Consider the following 14,791-nt stretch of genomic DNA (forward strand, 5'->3'; position numbering starts at 1 on the left):
ACTTCGGCGGTGTTGTGGCGGTCGACCCGCCACGGGATGGTCGGGCGTCCTATTGATTGGCTCGAACACTGGCAAGCCGCAGCGGTGGCGTCAGGGCAGCAACTTCCCCGGATTCATGATGCCCGCCGGATCGAGCGCGGCCTTGATCGCCTTCAGCGCGCCGAGCCGGGCGGGGCTGGCGGTGCGGACGAATTCGGCGAGCTTGGTCTGGCCGATCCCATGCTCGGCGGAGAGCGATCCGCCCTCCGCGCCGACCAGATCGTGGACGAAAGCGCTGATCGCGCCGCCGTCCGATTCCAGCCAGGCGCGGTCGTTCGCACCGATCGGCGGGCGGACATTGAAATGGACATTGCCGTCACCGAGATGGCCGAAGGCCAGCACGCGGACGCCCGGAAAGCGGCGTTCCACCTCGGCCGCACCCTCGATCAGGAAGCGCGGCATGGCGGAGACGGGCAGCGCCACGTCATGCTTGGCGGCCATGCCGTCGGCCCGTTCGGCCTCGGAGATCGATTCGCGCAGCTTCCAGAGTGCCTCCGCCTGCGCCTCGCTGGCCGCGATCGTCGCATCCTGCGCCAATCCCGCTTCGATCGCATCGCCGAGGGCTGCGGTGAGCGCGTCCTGCGGATCGGGCGCTCCCTCGGGCGCGGTGACCTCGATCAGCAGGTTCCAGGCGTGGCGGGTCTCCAGCGGCGCGCGCGCGCCGGGAACGTGCGCCAGCACCAGCCGGAGGGCTTCGGCGGGCACGATCTCGAAGCTTTCGATCGTGTCGCCCAGCCGGGCTTCGAGCCGGCGCAACAAAGCGAGCGCGGCTTCGGTCTCCGCAAGGCCCACCCAGGCCACGGCGCGCGCGGCGGCGGCGGGCACGAGGCGCAGGCTGGCGGCGGTGATGATGCCCAGCGTTCCCTCCGCACCCGCCAGCAGCTGGCGCAGATCATAGCCGCGATTGTCCTTGCGGAGCGCGGTGAGCCCGTCGAACAGATCGCCCGAAGGCAGCACCGCCTCGATCCCCAGCACCAGGGCGCGCATCGTGCCGAAGCGCAGCACCTGCGTGCCGCCGGCATTGGTGGAGACGAGTCCGCCGATCGTGGCGGAGCCCTTGGCCGCGAGCGAGAGGGGGAAGCGCCGGCCCTGCGCTTCGGCGGCATCGTGGAGATCGGAGAGGATCACGCCGGCTTCGGCCACCGCCACATTATCGCCCGCCGAAAGCGAACGGATCGCGCGCATCCGCCGGGTAGAGAGGATCAGGGCTTGCCCGCTTTTGTCGGGCGTGGCGCCGGCGACCATCGATGTGTTGCCGCCCTGCGGCACGATCGGCACCCTGGCCTGACCCGCCAGCCGCACGATCGCCTGCACCTCGCCCGGATGGGCGGGCGAGAGCAACGCCGCTGCCGCGCCCGTGACTCGACCGCGCCAGTCCGTCAGCCACGGCGCCATGTCGGCGGGGTCCGTGGTGAAGCCGCGCGGGCCGAGCAGCGTGGCGAGGGTTTCGAGCAAAGAGGGGGCAAGCGTTGCGTTCATAACACAGCGCTTTACCCATCCTCGATGCGCCTGCGCCAGTTCATCCACGATTAAACAAGCGGAGGGGAACGCTCGGCCGCAGATGGGACAAAGCGAATCGTGACCGGGCTTTTGATGGCCGGGCTGCTGGCGGGGGCCGCGGCAGCGCAGGCCGATCATCTTTTGCTGGCGCAGCTCACGATCCGCCGACGGGTGGTCGTGCGGGTGCAGACCAATGCGCCGCCGCCGCCGCCTGAGGAACTGACCGAAAAGAAGGGGCCGGGCTGCCTGCCGATGGGCGACGTGCTGGGCGCCGCCGTGATCGCCAGCAACAGCGTGGATTTCATCCTGCGTGGAGGCAAGAGGATGCGCGCGCGCTTCTCCTCCAGCTGCCCCGCGCTCGATTATTATTCGGGCTTCTACATCGTCCCCACGACGGACGGGATGATCTGCGCGGACCGCGACGCCGTGCGCTCGCGGGCCGGCGGCGAATGTTCGATCGAGCGATTTCGGGCGCTCGTGCCGAAGAAGACACGCTAGGAACAGCGCCTTCTCCTTGACTTGTGGGTAACTTTCTGACCTAGCGCGCAGAACCCGTAGCCGCCTCACGACGAGGCTTCCCGGACCCTAGCCCAGAGCGCCCATGACCTTCGCCGATCTCGGCCTTTCTGACGAATTGCTCCGCGCGGTCGGTGAGGCCGGCTATAGTGAGCCCACGCCGATCCAGGCGGCGGCGATCCCACCCGTGCTGATGAATCGCGATCTGATCGGTATCGCCCAGACCGGCACCGGCAAGACGGCGAGCTTCGTGCTGCCGATGATCGACGTGCTGGCCCATGGCCGGGCCCGCGCCATGATGCCGCGCTCGCTGATCCTGGAGCCGACGCGCGAACTCGCCGCGCAGGTGGCGGAGAATTTCGAGAAATACGGCAAATATCACAAGCTTTCGATGGCGCTGCTGATCGGCGGCGTCTCGATGGGCGATCAGATGAAGGCGCTGGAAAAGGGCGTCGACGTCCTGATCGCCACGCCCGGCCGCCTGATGGACCTGTTCGGTCGCGGCAAGATCCTGCTCTCCGGCTGCTCGATCCTCGTGATCGACGAGGCGGACCGGATGCTCGACATGGGCTTCATCCCGGACATCGAGGAAATCTGCGCGAAGCTGCCGCCGACGCGGCAGACCCTGCTCTTCTCGGCGACGATGCCCGCGCCGATCAAGAAGCTGGCCGATCGCTTCCTTTCGAACCCCAAGCAGGTCGAGGTTTCGCGTCCGGCCTCGGCCAACACCTCGATCGAGCAGAAGCTGGTCGAAACGTCGTCGCGTGGAAAGCGTGAGGCGCTGCGCGGCCTGCTGAAGGCCGACGACATGAAGACGGCCATCGTCTTCTCCAACCGCAAGAGCACGGTGCGCGAGCTGACGGATTCGCTCCGCCGGCATGGCTTCGCGGCCGGGCAGATCCATGGCGACATGGAACAGTCCGAGCGGATCCGCGAGTTGGACCGCTTCAAGGCGGGCGACATCAACATCCTCGTCGCGTCCGACGTCGCGGCACGCGGCCTGGACGTGAAGGGCGTCTCCCACGTCTTCAATTATGACGTGCCGTGGCATCCGGACGATTACGTCCACCGCATCGGCCGCACCGGGCGCGGTGGCGCTACCGGCAAGGCGTTCACGCTGGTGACGCCCGAGGATGCCGAGGCGATCGAGAATATCGAGAAGCTGACCTCCACCAAGATCGAGCGGGTCGTGGGCGGCAAGAGCGCGGCACCGGCCGCGGCTTCGGCCCCCGCGGAGGACGAGAAGCCGCGCGGCGATCGCAAGCGGGGTGGCCGTGGCCGCCGCGAGCGCGAGGAAGCACCCCGCGAGGAGCGGGCCGACGCGCCCCGTCAGGAACGCACCGAGTCCCCCCGCGAGGCGAAGCCGGCCCGCGAGGCCAAGCCCGTCCGCGAGGAGCGCCGCCCCGAACGGGCCGAGCGCCATGATCGTCATCGCCACGACGAGCCCCGCCGCGACCATCGTCGCGATCGCCGGGGCGAGCGCGACGATGGTCCGGACGAGGGCTGGAACGGGCCGATCCCCTCCTTCCTGGAGGTCAGCTTCGGGCTCCCGCCCGAAGCGTGATTGGTCTGCTCCGGGCGGGCATCGCCGCCGCGCTCCTGATCCTGGCTTCCGCGCCCGCCGCCACGGCGGCGCCGAAGCGGGCGGGCGTCTATCCCGGCCTGCCCCGCGTGGAGATCAAGACCGAATTCGGCCCGATCGTGATCGCGCTGGAGACGAAGCGCGCGCCGATCACGGCCAATAATTTCCTGCGCTATGTCGACACACACAAGTTCGACGGGACCGTCTTCTACCGGGCGGCGCGGGGCAAGGCGCACCCCGACAAGGGCCTGATCCAGGGCGGGATCGATACCAACATCCGCAAGAGCTTCTTCCCGATCCAGCACGAGCCGACGACGGTGACCGGGATCAAGCATCTGGACGGCACGGTCTCGATGGCGCGCAACAAGCCCGGATCGGCGATGGGCGATTTCTTCATCACGCTCGGCCCCGCGCCGGGGCTGGATGCGGACGGTGATTATGCGGGCTATGCCGCGTTCGGCCATGTCGTGTCGGGCATGGATGTCGCCCGCCGCATCCTGGCGATGCCCACCTATCCCGGCGGCCTGAGCCTCGCAACGATGGGCCAGACGATCAAGCAGCCGGTGAAGATCGTCAGCGTGAAGCGCCTGCCCTGAGAGGCTGAAGGACGGCTGCGCGAAGTGGCCGGTTGCGTATCCGACCAAGTAAGCCGGGGCCGCTGGTGCGTGCCTCCCGGCCGTCATTCCCGCGAAGGCGGGAATCCATGGGTCCCCGCTTTCGCGAGGATGACGAGAAGGAGGGAGTGGTGACCTCTCCCAGCCCGTCATCCCGGTTTTCGCCGGAATGACGGGGGAATGGCGATCTCAGCTCAATGTGTGCGTCAGCGTGATTTCGGCGTTGAGCAGCTTGGAGATCGGGCAATTGGCTTTGGCGCCCGCGGCGATCTCGGCGAACTGATCGGCCGAGATTCCGGGGATGCTGGCCGTCAGCTCCAGATCGGAGCGGCTGACCTTGAAGCCGTCCCCATCCTTGTCGAGCTTCACCTTCGCGGTCGTTTCCAGCGTGCCTTCGGTAAAGCCCGCGCCCGCCAGCGCGAACGACAAGGCCATCGTGAAACAGGCCGAATGCGAGGCGGCGATCAGCTCTTCCGGATTCGTGCCCTTCTCGTCACCGAAGCGGGTGTTGAAGCCGTAGGGCGTATTCTCCAGAACGCCGGACTGGCTGCTGATATGGCCCTTGCCGTCCTTGCCGAGGCCTTCGTAGCGGGCGGTGGCGGTGCGCGTGATCATGAAGTCAGTCTCCCATCTTACTTGAGCTGGCCGCGCATCGATCCCTTGGGGAAGGCGGCGGTATGGACGTTCACATAATAATCGGCGGGCGTCGCGATGATCGCGGACAGCACATCGGCGGCGATCGGCGCGCAGCCCTTCGACATACCGTTGGCGGGTGCCGTCAGCGTCACGACCGGCGGCCCGGCGACGCCTGTCGCGCCCTTGTGGATATGGGCGGCGGTAGGCGTGTCGGTGCCGCTGCTGTGTAGCATGTAGCAGACCTCGTTCTTGGCCGGATCCAGCGTGAGCATCGCCTTGCCCATGCCCTTTTCCGCGCCGGGGCCCGGCACTTCGGCGGCACCCGTCATCGCCACCTCGATCTTCGTGGGCGCGGCGAGCGCCGGGGCGGCGACCGCACCGGCCGCAAGCAGGATCATCATCGTCTTCCGCATGGCATCTCTCCTCGGTTCAGCTTCGCGACGTGGACCCGCCCCGGAAACCGGCGCGGGGCAGGACAATGAGGAACGCAACGCTACAGCGATGGTATCGGGGGCATGACGGGTACCGGGATCGCGCAGGGTCTGCCGCACGACGATATCGCTCTTGAAGGTGCTGCGGCGCTTGGAGCGGAAGCGGCGAGCGAACCGGTGGCGGCGGGCGCACCGGCGAGCATGGGCAGCAGGTGGGCAAGCGATATCATGGGCACGCGAATCCGGGGGAAGGATATCCGGCCGCTGAACGCCTCATGGCGCCGCCCGATCCCTCCGCGAAACGATCTGCCCGAAAAGCGCGACAGATGTGCGAAAGGGGTATGGCTTGCGTGATAGGGTGCGGGCCCGCTTTCTCTTCCCTCTTCCGAACAGACATACTGCGGGAGTCGGGTAGAAGGAGGCGGGCCTGCGTCGTGATGCGCCCGGAGGCGCACCCTTCGATGATTATTCGGCGGCCTCGCGCGCGGCGGCGAGGGTGGCGCGCATCACGTCGGCGCGTTCGCCATGTTCGGCCATCGCGATCCACGCGGCCTCCGCGCGCAGGCAACGCTCACGGACATTGGCCAGCGTGGCCGCATCGGCCTCGGCGCGGGCCTGTGCCGCACGGGCGCGGCAGAGTTCACTTTCGGTGCTCATTCGAAACGGATCTCCGGGGAAGGAGGGCGCCCGGGGGAGGCGCGGAAGGGAGTCGCAAACCCCCTACGACGGACAGGCGATTTGTGGAAGCACGCGAAGGCTGTACCGGTGCCGATGACGTCAGCCCAGCCTCATTTCGCCGTGCGACGCTCTCCTGCGCGTCCTCGCAGATGCGCCGATCCATTCGGCAGCGGTCGGTGTCACGGATAAAGCTGTCGCGCGTGCAGAACGGCCAGAACCTCGATTGCCTCGGTCACGCGATAGACGAGGATGTAGTTGGGGTGGGCGATCGCCTCGCGTGTGCCGACGACGCGGCCAGACGGTGGAGGAAGGGATCAGCCGGCAGACGCTTTGCCATATGCTCGATCGCTGCGACCAGACGATCGGCAGCGGCCGGATTCCGATCCGCGATATAGGTGATGTTCGCGAGCAGATCGGCGCGGGCTTCAGCCCGCCAGACGAGCGGTAGCACCGCGTCGCACGTCTATCACTTTCTTCGCCTCGGCCATCACTTCGTGGTGCGCTTTCGATGGTGCGGTTGAGGCCAGCGCAGCCTCAACCTTGGCGCGAAACCAGCGGTCATGCGCTTCCGCATCTTCGCTGGTTGCGAATTCGGACTCGATCGGCGCGAGGCGCGTCATGAAGGCATATTAGCGGATTGCGGACCGGGCGTCATCCGCTGGACGCAACGAGCACATTGCTGACCTCCGCCCCGACCCTCTTATCGGCGAGGGCGATTCACTCCGCCGCGAGCGCTTTGCTTTTGCGGGTGGGCTTCGCCTTCGGCATCGGGGCGGCAGCGGCGGGCGCCGCCTTCCCCTCCAGCAACGGCGCCAGATACCGGCCCGTATAGCTGCGCGGTTCCTTCACCACATCCTCGGGCACGCCGGTCGCCACGATCTCGCCGCCCTTGTCGCCGCCTTCGGGGCCGAGATCGATGATCCAGTCGGCGGTCTTGATGACCTCGAGGTTATGCTCGATCACGACGACCGTATTGCCCTGCTCGACGAGCGCGTGGAGCACCTCCAGCAGCTTGCGGACGTCCTCGAAATGGAGGCCGGTGGTGGGTTCGTCGAGGATGTAGAGCGTGTTGCCGGTGGCGCGGCGCGACAGCTCCTTGGCGAGCTTCACGCGCTGGGCCTCGCCGCCCGAGAGCGTCGTCGCCTGCTGGCCGACCTTCACATAGCCGAGGCCCACTTCGGCGAGCATCGCCATCTTGTCGCGAATGCCGGGCACGGCCTTGAAGAATTCCACCGCATCCTCGACCGTCATGTCCAGCACGTCGGCGATGCTCTTGTCGCGGAACTTCACCTCCAGCGTCTCGCGATTGTAGCGCGCGCCGTGGCAGACGTCGCACGTCACATAGACGTCCGGCAGGAAGTGCATCTCGATCTTGAGGACGCCGTCACCCTGGCACGCCTCGCACCGCCCGCCCTTCACGTTGAACGAGAAGCGGCCGGGCTTGTAGCCGCGCGCCTGGCTTTCGGGGAGGCCCGCGAACCAGTCGCGGATCTGGGTGAAGGCGCCGGTATAGGTGGCCGGGTTCGAGCGCGGGGTGCGGCCGATCGGCGACTGATCGATGTCGATCACCTTGTCGAGATGCTGGAGTCCCTCGATCTTCTCGTGATGACCGGCGAGCATGCGCGCGCCGTTCAGCTGGCGCGCGGCCGAGGCATAGAGCGTGTCGAGCGTGAAGGTCGACTTGCCCGAGCCCGAGACGCCGGTGATGCAGGTGAAGGTGCCGAGCGGGATGCTGGCCGTCACGTCCTTCAGATTGTTGGCGCGCGCCCCCTTCACGGTGAGCTTCTTGCCGGAGCCCTTGCGGCGTTTCGCGGGCACATCGACCATGCGGCGGCCGGAGAGATATTGGCCAGTGAGGCTGTCCGGATGATCGAGGATATCCTGCAGCGTGCCCTCGGCGATGATCGTGCCGCCGTGGACGCCCGCGCCGGGGCCCATATCGATGACGTGGTCCGCCGTGCGGATCGCATCCTCGTCATGTTCGACGACGATCACGGTATTGCCGAGATCGCGCAGGCGCTTGAGCGTGACGATCAGGCGGTCGTTGTCGCGCTGGTGCAGGCCGATCGAAGGCTCGTCCAGCACATAGAGGACGCCGGACAGGCCCGAGCCGATCTGGCTGGCGAGGCGGATGCGCTGGCTCTCGCCGCCGGAGAGAGTGCCCGATGTGCGATCGAGATTCAGATAATCGAGGCCGACATTGTCGAGGAAGCCGAGGCGCTCGACGATCTCCTTCAGGATCGGCGTCGCGATCTGGGTCTGCTGCTCGTTCAGATGCTCGGGCATCGTGCGGAAGAAAGCCAGCGCGGGGCCGACGGCGCGGCGAGTGGACATCGAGATGTCCTCGCCCGCGATCTTCACCGCGCGCGCCTCGGGCTTGAGACGGGCGCCGTCGCACACCTCGCAGGGCTTGGACGACTGATATTTGGCCAGCTCCTCGCGCATCCACGCGCTCTCGGTGGCGGTCATGCGGCGCTCGAGATTGCCGATCACGCCCTCGAACGCCTTGTTGACGGTGTAGCTCTTGCGGCCGTCGACGAAGGTGAGCGGGATTGCCTTGCCCTTGGTGCCGTTCAGGATCGCCTCGCGGTCTTCCTCCGGCAGTTCGTTCCAGGGCGTCTCCAGCTTGAAACCGTAGGCCTTGGCGAGGCTGCCCAGCACCTGCATGTAATAGGGGCTGGGCGGGTTGGACTTGGCCCAGGGCACGACCGCGCCCTGCTTGATCGAGAGCGTCTCGTTGGGGACGACGAGTTGCGGATCGAAATAGAGCTTCTCGCCGAGGCCGTCGCAGGCCGGGCAGGCGCCCTGCGGCGCGTTGAACGAGAAGAGGCGAGGCTCGATCTCGGAAATGGTGAAGCCCGAGACAGGACAGGCGAACTTTTCGGAGAAGGTGATGCGTTCGGAGACACCCTGCGGCAGAGCGAGCGCCTTGATGCCCTTCTTGATGCCTTCGCTGGCGGCGGTGGCGTTGGCGTCCGTGTCGCCCACCAGATCGGCATAAGCGAGGCCCTCTGCCAGCTTCAGCGCGGTCTCGAAGCTCTGGGCGAGGCGCGTCTCGATGCCGGCGCGCACGACGAGGCGATCGACGATGATGTCGACATCATGCTTGTACTTCTTGTCGAGCGCGGGGGCTTCGTCGATCTCGCTCGTCTCGCCGTCGATGCGGACGCGGGTGAAACCCTCCTTCTGCCACTGGAGCAGTTCCTTCTTGAACTCGCCCTTGCGGCCGCGCACGACGGGAGCGACGAGCAGGAAGCGCGTGCCCTCGGGCAGCTGCATCACGCGATCGACCATCTGCGACACGGTCTGCGCGGAGATGGGCAGGCCGGTGACGGGCGAATAGGGGATGCCGACGCGCGCCCACAGCAGGCGCATATAATCGTAAATCTCGGTGACGGTGGCGACGGTCGAGCGCGGGTTGCGCGACGTCGTCTTCTGCTCGATCGAGATGGCGGGGCTGAGGCCCTCGATATGCTCGACATCGGGCTTCTGCATCAGCTCCAGAAACTGGCGCGCATAGGCCGAGAGCGACTCCACGTAGCGGCGCTGGCCCTCGGCATAGATGGTGTCGAAGGCGAGGCTGGATTTGCCCGAGCCGGACAGGCCGGTGATCACCGTCAGCGTCTCGCGCGGGATATCGACATCCACGCCCTTGAGATTGTGCTCGCGCGCGCCGCGCACCTTGATGTGGGTGAGACTCATAGCGAGTGTTCTATATCCGTTCCGGATGGGAGGCTAGATGGGATGTAGGAAGCGTGGCGGCGGACCGCCACCTCGCGCCTGCCGGGACATCCTGATCCGAAACGGGTAAGGTTCCCGGCGCGCGCCCGGAAACCGCCCCTAGGCTTGGCATCACCTTCGGGGGAGGGGTGATGTCGAAGCTGTTTTACGGGGACAATCTGGAGGTGCTGCGCGCGCATATCGCGGACGCCTCGGTCGATCTGGTCTATCTCGATCCGCCGTTCAACTCGAACGCGAGCTACAATATTCTGTTCAAGGCGCCGAACGGGGCGGGCGCGGATGCGAGCATCGAGGCGTTCGACGATACCTGGGCGTGGGGGCCGGCGGCGAGCGCGGCGCTGATGGACATCACCGAAAGCGGCAACCACCGCCTCCATGTGCTGATGCAGGCGATGCGGACGGCGATCGGCGAGAATGCGATGATGGCCTATCTGGCGATGATGGCGGTGCGTCTGGTGGAACTGCACCGCGTGCTGAAGCCGACGGGAAGCCTGTATCTCCACTGCGATCCCACCGCGAGCCATTATCTGAAGCTGGTGCTGGATGCGGTGTTCGGGGCGGAGAATTACCGGAACGAGATCACGTGGAAACGAACGACGACGCACAGCGACAGCAAGACCTGGAGCAAGGTCAGCGACGTCATCTTATTCTACACCAAGTCACGCCAATTCATCTGGAATACGCCGCGCGAGGCGCATGGAGACGACTATGTCTCCACCAAATACCGGCTGGACGACGAGGATGGCCGCGGTCGTTACCGGCTGGACAATATGACGAGTCCCAGTCCGCGGCCGAACATGATGTACGAATGGATCGGTTTTCCCTTTCCGCCGATGGGATGGCGCTACAAGCGCGAGACGATGCAGCGACTCCACGATGAAGGACGTATACGCTATCCTCTGAAATCGGACGGAACGCCGGACCTGTCGCGCCGTCCCCAACTGAAACGGTATCTGGAGGAAATGGAGGGCGGCGTCGTGGGCTCCGTATGGACCGACATCCCGCCGATCAATTCGCAGGCGCAGGAGCGCCTCGGCTATCCTACGCAGAAACCGATCGTGCTGCTCGAGCGCATCATCGCCGCCTCCTCCAATCCCGGCGATGTCGTGCTGGATCCTTTTTGCGGGTGCGGGACGGCGGTCGATGCGGCGCAGAAGCTTGGGCGGCGCTGGATCGGGATCGATGTCACGCATCTCGCGATCGGACTGATCGAGAAGCGCCTTCGTGCGGGCTATGGCGACCATCTCCGCTTCGAGACGATCGGCTCCCCGCGCGATCTCGCCTCGGCGCAGCGGCTGGCGGAGGATGACCCGCACCAGTTTCAGGCGTGGATCACGCTGCGGCTGGGCGGCTATCCGTGGATGGGCGGGCGCAAGGGCGGCGACAAGGGTGTCGATGGCTATTTCTATTATGTCGGCATGAACGGAGCGACCGAGACGGGCGTGATCTCGGTGAAGGCCGGTCACAACGTCAATCCGGCAATGGTGCGCGATCTGGGGCGCGTGATGCAGCGCGACGGCCACCGGCTCGGCCTGTTCGTCTGCGCGGCGCTGCCGACCAGGGGCATGATCGAGGAGGCCAACAGCCACGGCCTGATCGAGACCGAATTCGGCCGCTATCCCGCGCTGCAGATCTTCACGCTGGCCGAGCTGTTTCAGGACCGGCACCCACGCCTGCCGCCCCTCGTCAGCCCCCACCGCCGGGCGCCGCGCGTGGAGACGCGCGTCAGCCATCAGGCGGGCGCACAGGCAAGCCTGATCTGAGGTTTGCGGTTTAAACTGCCATCGGTGCGTTGACACGAATCAGCAGCCTGCCTATGTCGCCCGCCGCTGACACTGCCCTGTCGTCTAAAGGTAAGACCACGGACTCTGACTCCGTTAATTGAGGTTCGAATCCTCACGGGGCATCCAGCATTCTCCTCTGTTCATCGCCGGTGCCGCATGGTGCGAGGATTGCGCGGCGAGCCGAAGGGCGCGTGCCATCGGCGCGCCTAACGGATGGGATCAGCGCCGCGTCAACCGGTGAGCGATCCCGTCGGCCCGATCCTCTAATCTGCCGCCGTCCTTAGGCCTCCGCCCCCTCATCCGTTCGCGCGCGCCGCCTCATCCCGCCTTCGGCGCCGATCTCTTCGTCACGGCTTTGGCGAAGGTGATTTCGCCCGTCGCGGATACCGTGAAGCGATAGGCTTCGTTCATGAAGCGTTTGCCCGAGTGCGTGAAGGTCAGCACGCGTTCGCCATCGGTGCGGACGTGGGCGATGCCGAAATTGGTGCGCTCGAACGCGAAGATGCGGCGGGCCGGAGTCTTCGGATCCTGGACATAGCCCAGAGTCTTGAAGAAGGCGGCCAACTCCGTGCAGAAGATCACGGCGGGCGTGGTTCTCGCGGCCTTGCCAAGGGCTGCCATCAGCGTCGCGCGAGGGTGGATATATTCCTTGGCCTCGCTCTCGTCGCCCGACGAGATGAGCGAGACGACCGCGCCGATCTCCTTCAGGAATTCCATGTCGAAATCGGCCGAGCCATGGTGCGGCGCCTTCAGGATCTCCGAGCTCAGAGCGGCCGCCGGCATCGCCTCGCGCAGGCGCTGGCTCGCCTCCTGATTCATGTCGCCGGTGAAGAAGAAGCGAACATTGCCGTAGCGCAGCCGGAAATTGATCGAATGGCCGTTGATCGTGTGCGAGGCGGACAGCGAGCCGCGGCTGCCCGGCGCGATCGTGCCCAGCATCAGTTCGGCATCGTCGGGCGGGCTGCGCAGAAAGCGCAACGCGGGCCCGCCCGCCACGTCGTCCACGATCGGGCCGAGCAGTTCGACCGCGATATTCTCGTCCGCCAGAAAATCGAACGCGCCGGTCGAAAGATGATCGAGCCGGCGCCGTTCGATCGGCGCTCCCGTCGCGCGCTGCGTGCGCGGTTCCCAGGCGGCAAGCGTCTGAACCCATGTTTCGAACTTGCTGTTGCGCTCGGTGGCGGGAAGGCTGGCGGGATCGTCCACGAGCGCGGTGATGAAGGTTTCCGTGCCCACCTTGGTGGTGGCGCCGAACATGTCCTTGTCGGCGCGATCATGGCCGTCGGGCGCCTTGCCGGGGCGCTTCACGAGCCCGTTATGATAGACGCGGCGCGGCGCGACGAAGATGCGCTTGGCCGGCCGGCTGTCCGTTTCGGATTTGCGGAGTTCGGTCAGTCCCTCGAAATGATCCGCGTCGCCATGTGTGATCAGCATCAGATCCACGATCAGGGGGTCGGCATCGCTGGTGCCGGGAAAGCGGGCATTGGCGTGGCGCGCGAACAGCTGGTTGTCGCCGCCATCGATGAACATCACCTTCCCGTCCGGCGTCTCGAGGATCAGCCCGTCGCCCTGCTGGACATCGACCATCGAGAGGCGGAGCAGGCCGGTGTCGCGGAATTGGGTTTCCGCCTTCACCGTGCCGCGTGCGATCACACCGCGCGCGCCGTGGACGGCGATCTTCAATGTCGTGCCGCGATCCTCCAGGATCTCGACCTTGTCTCCCCAGTAGAATTGGTCCTCGCCGCCGTTCTCCAGCCGCATGTTGACGATGTCGTCGTCGATATATTTGAACATGACGCCCCCTCTCCCCCCTGAAAGATCGAATCACGTTCCACGAACGTTACATCCTGCCGTTCCATTATTGTGAAAAATGCGGCCGGACCTGTTCGGTCGTGACAAAACGGGCGGGGATGTCGATCCGCAGGCGCTCCGGACCGCGCCGATCGCGCCTCTTGTGCGATGCAGCGTGGGCCGTCATCGTGCGGACATGTCGAAACTCTCCGCTTTTGCCGCTGCCCTTCTTTCCGTCACGGCCGTGACGGCACTCGCGGCTACCCCGCCCACCGACCCGGCAATGGCGCGCGCGCTGAAGATCATGGCGACGACGCCGATGATCGACGGGCACAATGACTGGGCGGAGAGCCTGCGTGGGCGCGACGGCGAGAAGCGTTGGACGATGCCCCTCGACAGCCTGCCCGCCTACATGACGGACATCACGCGGCTGCGGCAGGGGCGCGTGGGCGGGCAATTCTGGTCGGTCTATGTGCCGGCCAATCTGCCCGAGCAGGAGCAGGTGATCGAGACGCTGGAGCAGATCGATCTCGTGCGCGATATCGTCGCGCGCTATCCGGGCACGTTCGAGCTGGCGACCACCGCCGCCGACGTGCGCCGCATCCACAAGGCCGGGCGGATCGCCTCGATGATGGGCGTGGAGGGCGGCGGCCAGATCGACCAGCGCTTCGCCGTGCTGCGCGCCTATCGGGCGCTGGGCGCGTCCTATCTGACGCTGACGCATGCGGTGACGATCGACTGGGCGGACAGCGCCACGGATGATCCCAAGCATGGCGGGCTCACCCCCTTCGGCAAGGCGGTGGTGCATGAGCTGAACCGGCTGGGCATGCTGGTGGACCTGAGCCATGTCGCCGAAAGCGTGATGAAGGATGCGCTGGCCGTCTCGAAGGCGCCGGTGATCTTCTCGCATTCGAGCGCGAAGGGCGTGGACGATCATCCGCGCGACGTGTCCGACGAGGTGCTGAAGCTGGTCGCGAAGAATGGGGGCGTCGTGATGGTGACGTTCGCGCCGGCTTATGTGTCGCACGATTATCGCGTGTGGGGATCGGAGCGCGCGGCCGAGAAGACGCGGCTCAACGCGCCGCCCTTCGGGGGCATGTTCATCGGCGAGCCGGACAAGGCGGCGGCGGCGCTGGCGGAATGGGACAAGGCGCATCCGCGACCGGAGGTGACGCTGGCGATGGTGGCCGATCATATCGATCATGTGGCGAAGGTGGCGGGGGTCGACCATGTCGGCGTGGGCTCCGACTTCGATGGCGTGAGCGATCTGCCGACGGGGCTGAAGGATGTCGCCGCCTATCCGGCGCTGCTGGCCGAACTGATCCGGCGCGGCTGGAGCGACGCCGATGTGGCGAAGGTGGCGGGTGGCAACGTGCTGCGCGTGATGGAAGGCGCCGAGAAGGTGGCGGCGGGGATGAAAAGCGAGCTGCCCGCGACGGGCACGCTGGCGGCGCTGGACGGTGCGAAGTAGACGGGCTC

The 14,791-nt window shown here is 66.3% G+C and carries 14 protein-coding genes and 1 tRNA gene; 7 read left to right on the forward strand and 8 right to left on the reverse strand.

Going from position 1 to position 14,791, the window contains the following annotated elements; all coding sequences use genetic code 11:
- Positions 1-90 precede the first annotated feature (90 nt).
- Entirely contained in the window at positions 91-1,518 is a 1,428-nt protein-coding gene (locus HL653_RS06995) for an FAD-binding oxidoreductase (RefSeq protein ID WP_171743883.1), read from the reverse strand.
- Positions 1,519-1,617: 99 nt separating this feature from the next.
- Between HL653_RS06995 and HL653_RS07000 the strand changes: the two genes are divergently transcribed.
- The 3 genes from HL653_RS07000 to HL653_RS07010 all read left to right on the forward strand — a co-directional run bounded on the left by HL653_RS07000 (position 1,618) and on the right by HL653_RS07010 (position 4,233).
- Positions 1,618-2,037 (forward strand): hypothetical protein, encoded by a 420-nt coding sequence (locus HL653_RS07000; protein ID WP_253717671.1) that lies wholly within the window; start codon positions 1,618-1,620, stop codon positions 2,035-2,037.
- Between the two features lie 103 nt (positions 2,038-2,140).
- The gene (locus HL653_RS07005) at positions 2,141-3,619 is read left to right on the forward strand and encodes a DEAD/DEAH box helicase (protein ID WP_171743884.1); all 1,479 of its coding nucleotides are present in this window, start codon (positions 2,141-2,143) and stop codon (positions 3,617-3,619) included.
- Entirely contained in the window at positions 3,616-4,233 is a 618-nt protein-coding gene (locus HL653_RS07010; RefSeq protein WP_253717674.1) for a peptidylprolyl isomerase, read from the forward strand. The genes HL653_RS07005 and HL653_RS07010 overlap by 4 nt, the downstream gene beginning before the upstream one ends.
- A 207-nt stretch (positions 4,234-4,440) precedes the next feature.
- On the opposite strand, the gene HL653_RS07015 is transcribed toward HL653_RS07010, so the two are convergent.
- The gene (locus HL653_RS07015; protein WP_171743885.1) at positions 4,441-4,866 is read right to left on the reverse strand and encodes an OsmC family protein; all 426 of its coding nucleotides are present in this window, start codon (positions 4,864-4,866) and stop codon (positions 4,441-4,443) included.
- A 17-nt stretch (positions 4,867-4,883) separates the two neighbouring features.
- Entirely contained in the window at positions 4,884-5,300 is a 417-nt protein-coding gene (locus tag HL653_RS07020) for a CHRD domain-containing protein (protein WP_171743886.1), read from the reverse strand.
- A 102-nt stretch (positions 5,301-5,402) separates the two neighbouring features.
- Between HL653_RS07020 and HL653_RS07025 the strand changes: the two genes are divergently transcribed.
- Positions 5,403-5,672: a hypothetical protein gene (locus HL653_RS07025; protein WP_171743887.1), complete on the forward strand. Its 270-nt coding sequence runs from the start codon at positions 5,403-5,405 to the stop codon at positions 5,670-5,672.
- A gap of 111 nt (positions 5,673-5,783) precedes the next feature.
- On the opposite strand, the gene HL653_RS07030 is transcribed toward HL653_RS07025, so the two are convergent.
- The 4 genes from HL653_RS07030 to uvrA form a co-directional block, all read right to left on the reverse strand.
- Positions 5,784-5,975 carry a hypothetical protein gene (locus HL653_RS07030; RefSeq protein WP_171742660.1) on the reverse strand — a complete coding sequence of 64 codons (192 nt, stop codon included), beginning with the start codon at positions 5,973-5,975 and terminating at the stop codon, positions 5,784-5,786.
- A gap of 200 nt (positions 5,976-6,175) precedes the next feature.
- Entirely contained in the window at positions 6,176-6,265 is a 90-nt protein-coding gene (locus HL653_RS24575) for a type II toxin-antitoxin system RelE/ParE family toxin (protein WP_367613606.1), read from the reverse strand.
- 156 nt (positions 6,266-6,421) lie between these two features.
- Positions 6,422-6,616, reverse strand: coding sequence for a stability determinant (locus HL653_RS07040; protein WP_171743888.1), 195 nt, complete (start codon positions 6,614-6,616; stop codon positions 6,422-6,424).
- 97 nt (positions 6,617-6,713) lie between these two features.
- On the reverse strand, positions 6,714-9,698 hold the full coding sequence (gene uvrA, locus HL653_RS07045) for an excinuclease ABC subunit UvrA (RefSeq protein ID WP_171743889.1): 2,985 nt from the start codon (positions 9,696-9,698) through the stop codon (positions 6,714-6,716).
- A gap of 170 nt (positions 9,699-9,868) precedes the next feature.
- On the opposite strand from uvrA, the gene HL653_RS07050 reads away from it, so the two are divergent.
- Both HL653_RS07050 and HL653_RS07055 read left to right on the forward strand, forming a co-directional pair.
- On the forward strand, positions 9,869-11,500 hold the full coding sequence (locus HL653_RS07050) for a DNA methyltransferase (RefSeq protein WP_171743890.1): 1,632 nt from the start codon (positions 9,869-9,871) through the stop codon (positions 11,498-11,500).
- Between the two features lie 73 nt (positions 11,501-11,573).
- A tRNA-Gln gene (locus HL653_RS07055) sits at positions 11,574-11,647 on the forward strand.
- A 192-nt stretch (positions 11,648-11,839) separates the two neighbouring features.
- Here HL653_RS07055 and HL653_RS07060 read toward each other — a convergent pair.
- On the reverse strand, positions 11,840-13,315 hold the full coding sequence (locus HL653_RS07060) for a ComEC/Rec2 family competence protein (protein ID WP_171743891.1): 1,476 nt from the start codon (positions 13,313-13,315) through the stop codon (positions 11,840-11,842).
- A 193-nt stretch (positions 13,316-13,508) separates the two neighbouring features.
- Here HL653_RS07060 and HL653_RS07065 point away from each other — a divergent pair, with 193 nt between their 5' ends.
- Positions 13,509-14,783, forward strand: a complete 1,275-nt coding sequence (locus HL653_RS07065) for a dipeptidase (protein ID WP_171743892.1) — start codon at positions 13,509-13,511, stop codon at positions 14,781-14,783.
- The last annotated feature ends 8 nt before the right edge of the window (positions 14,784-14,791 follow it).

Origin of the sequence: Sphingomonas sp. AP4-R1 (assembly GCF_013113735.1) — a bacterium.
Taxonomy (GTDB): Bacteria; Pseudomonadota; Alphaproteobacteria; order Sphingomonadales; family Sphingomonadaceae; genus Sphingomonas_I.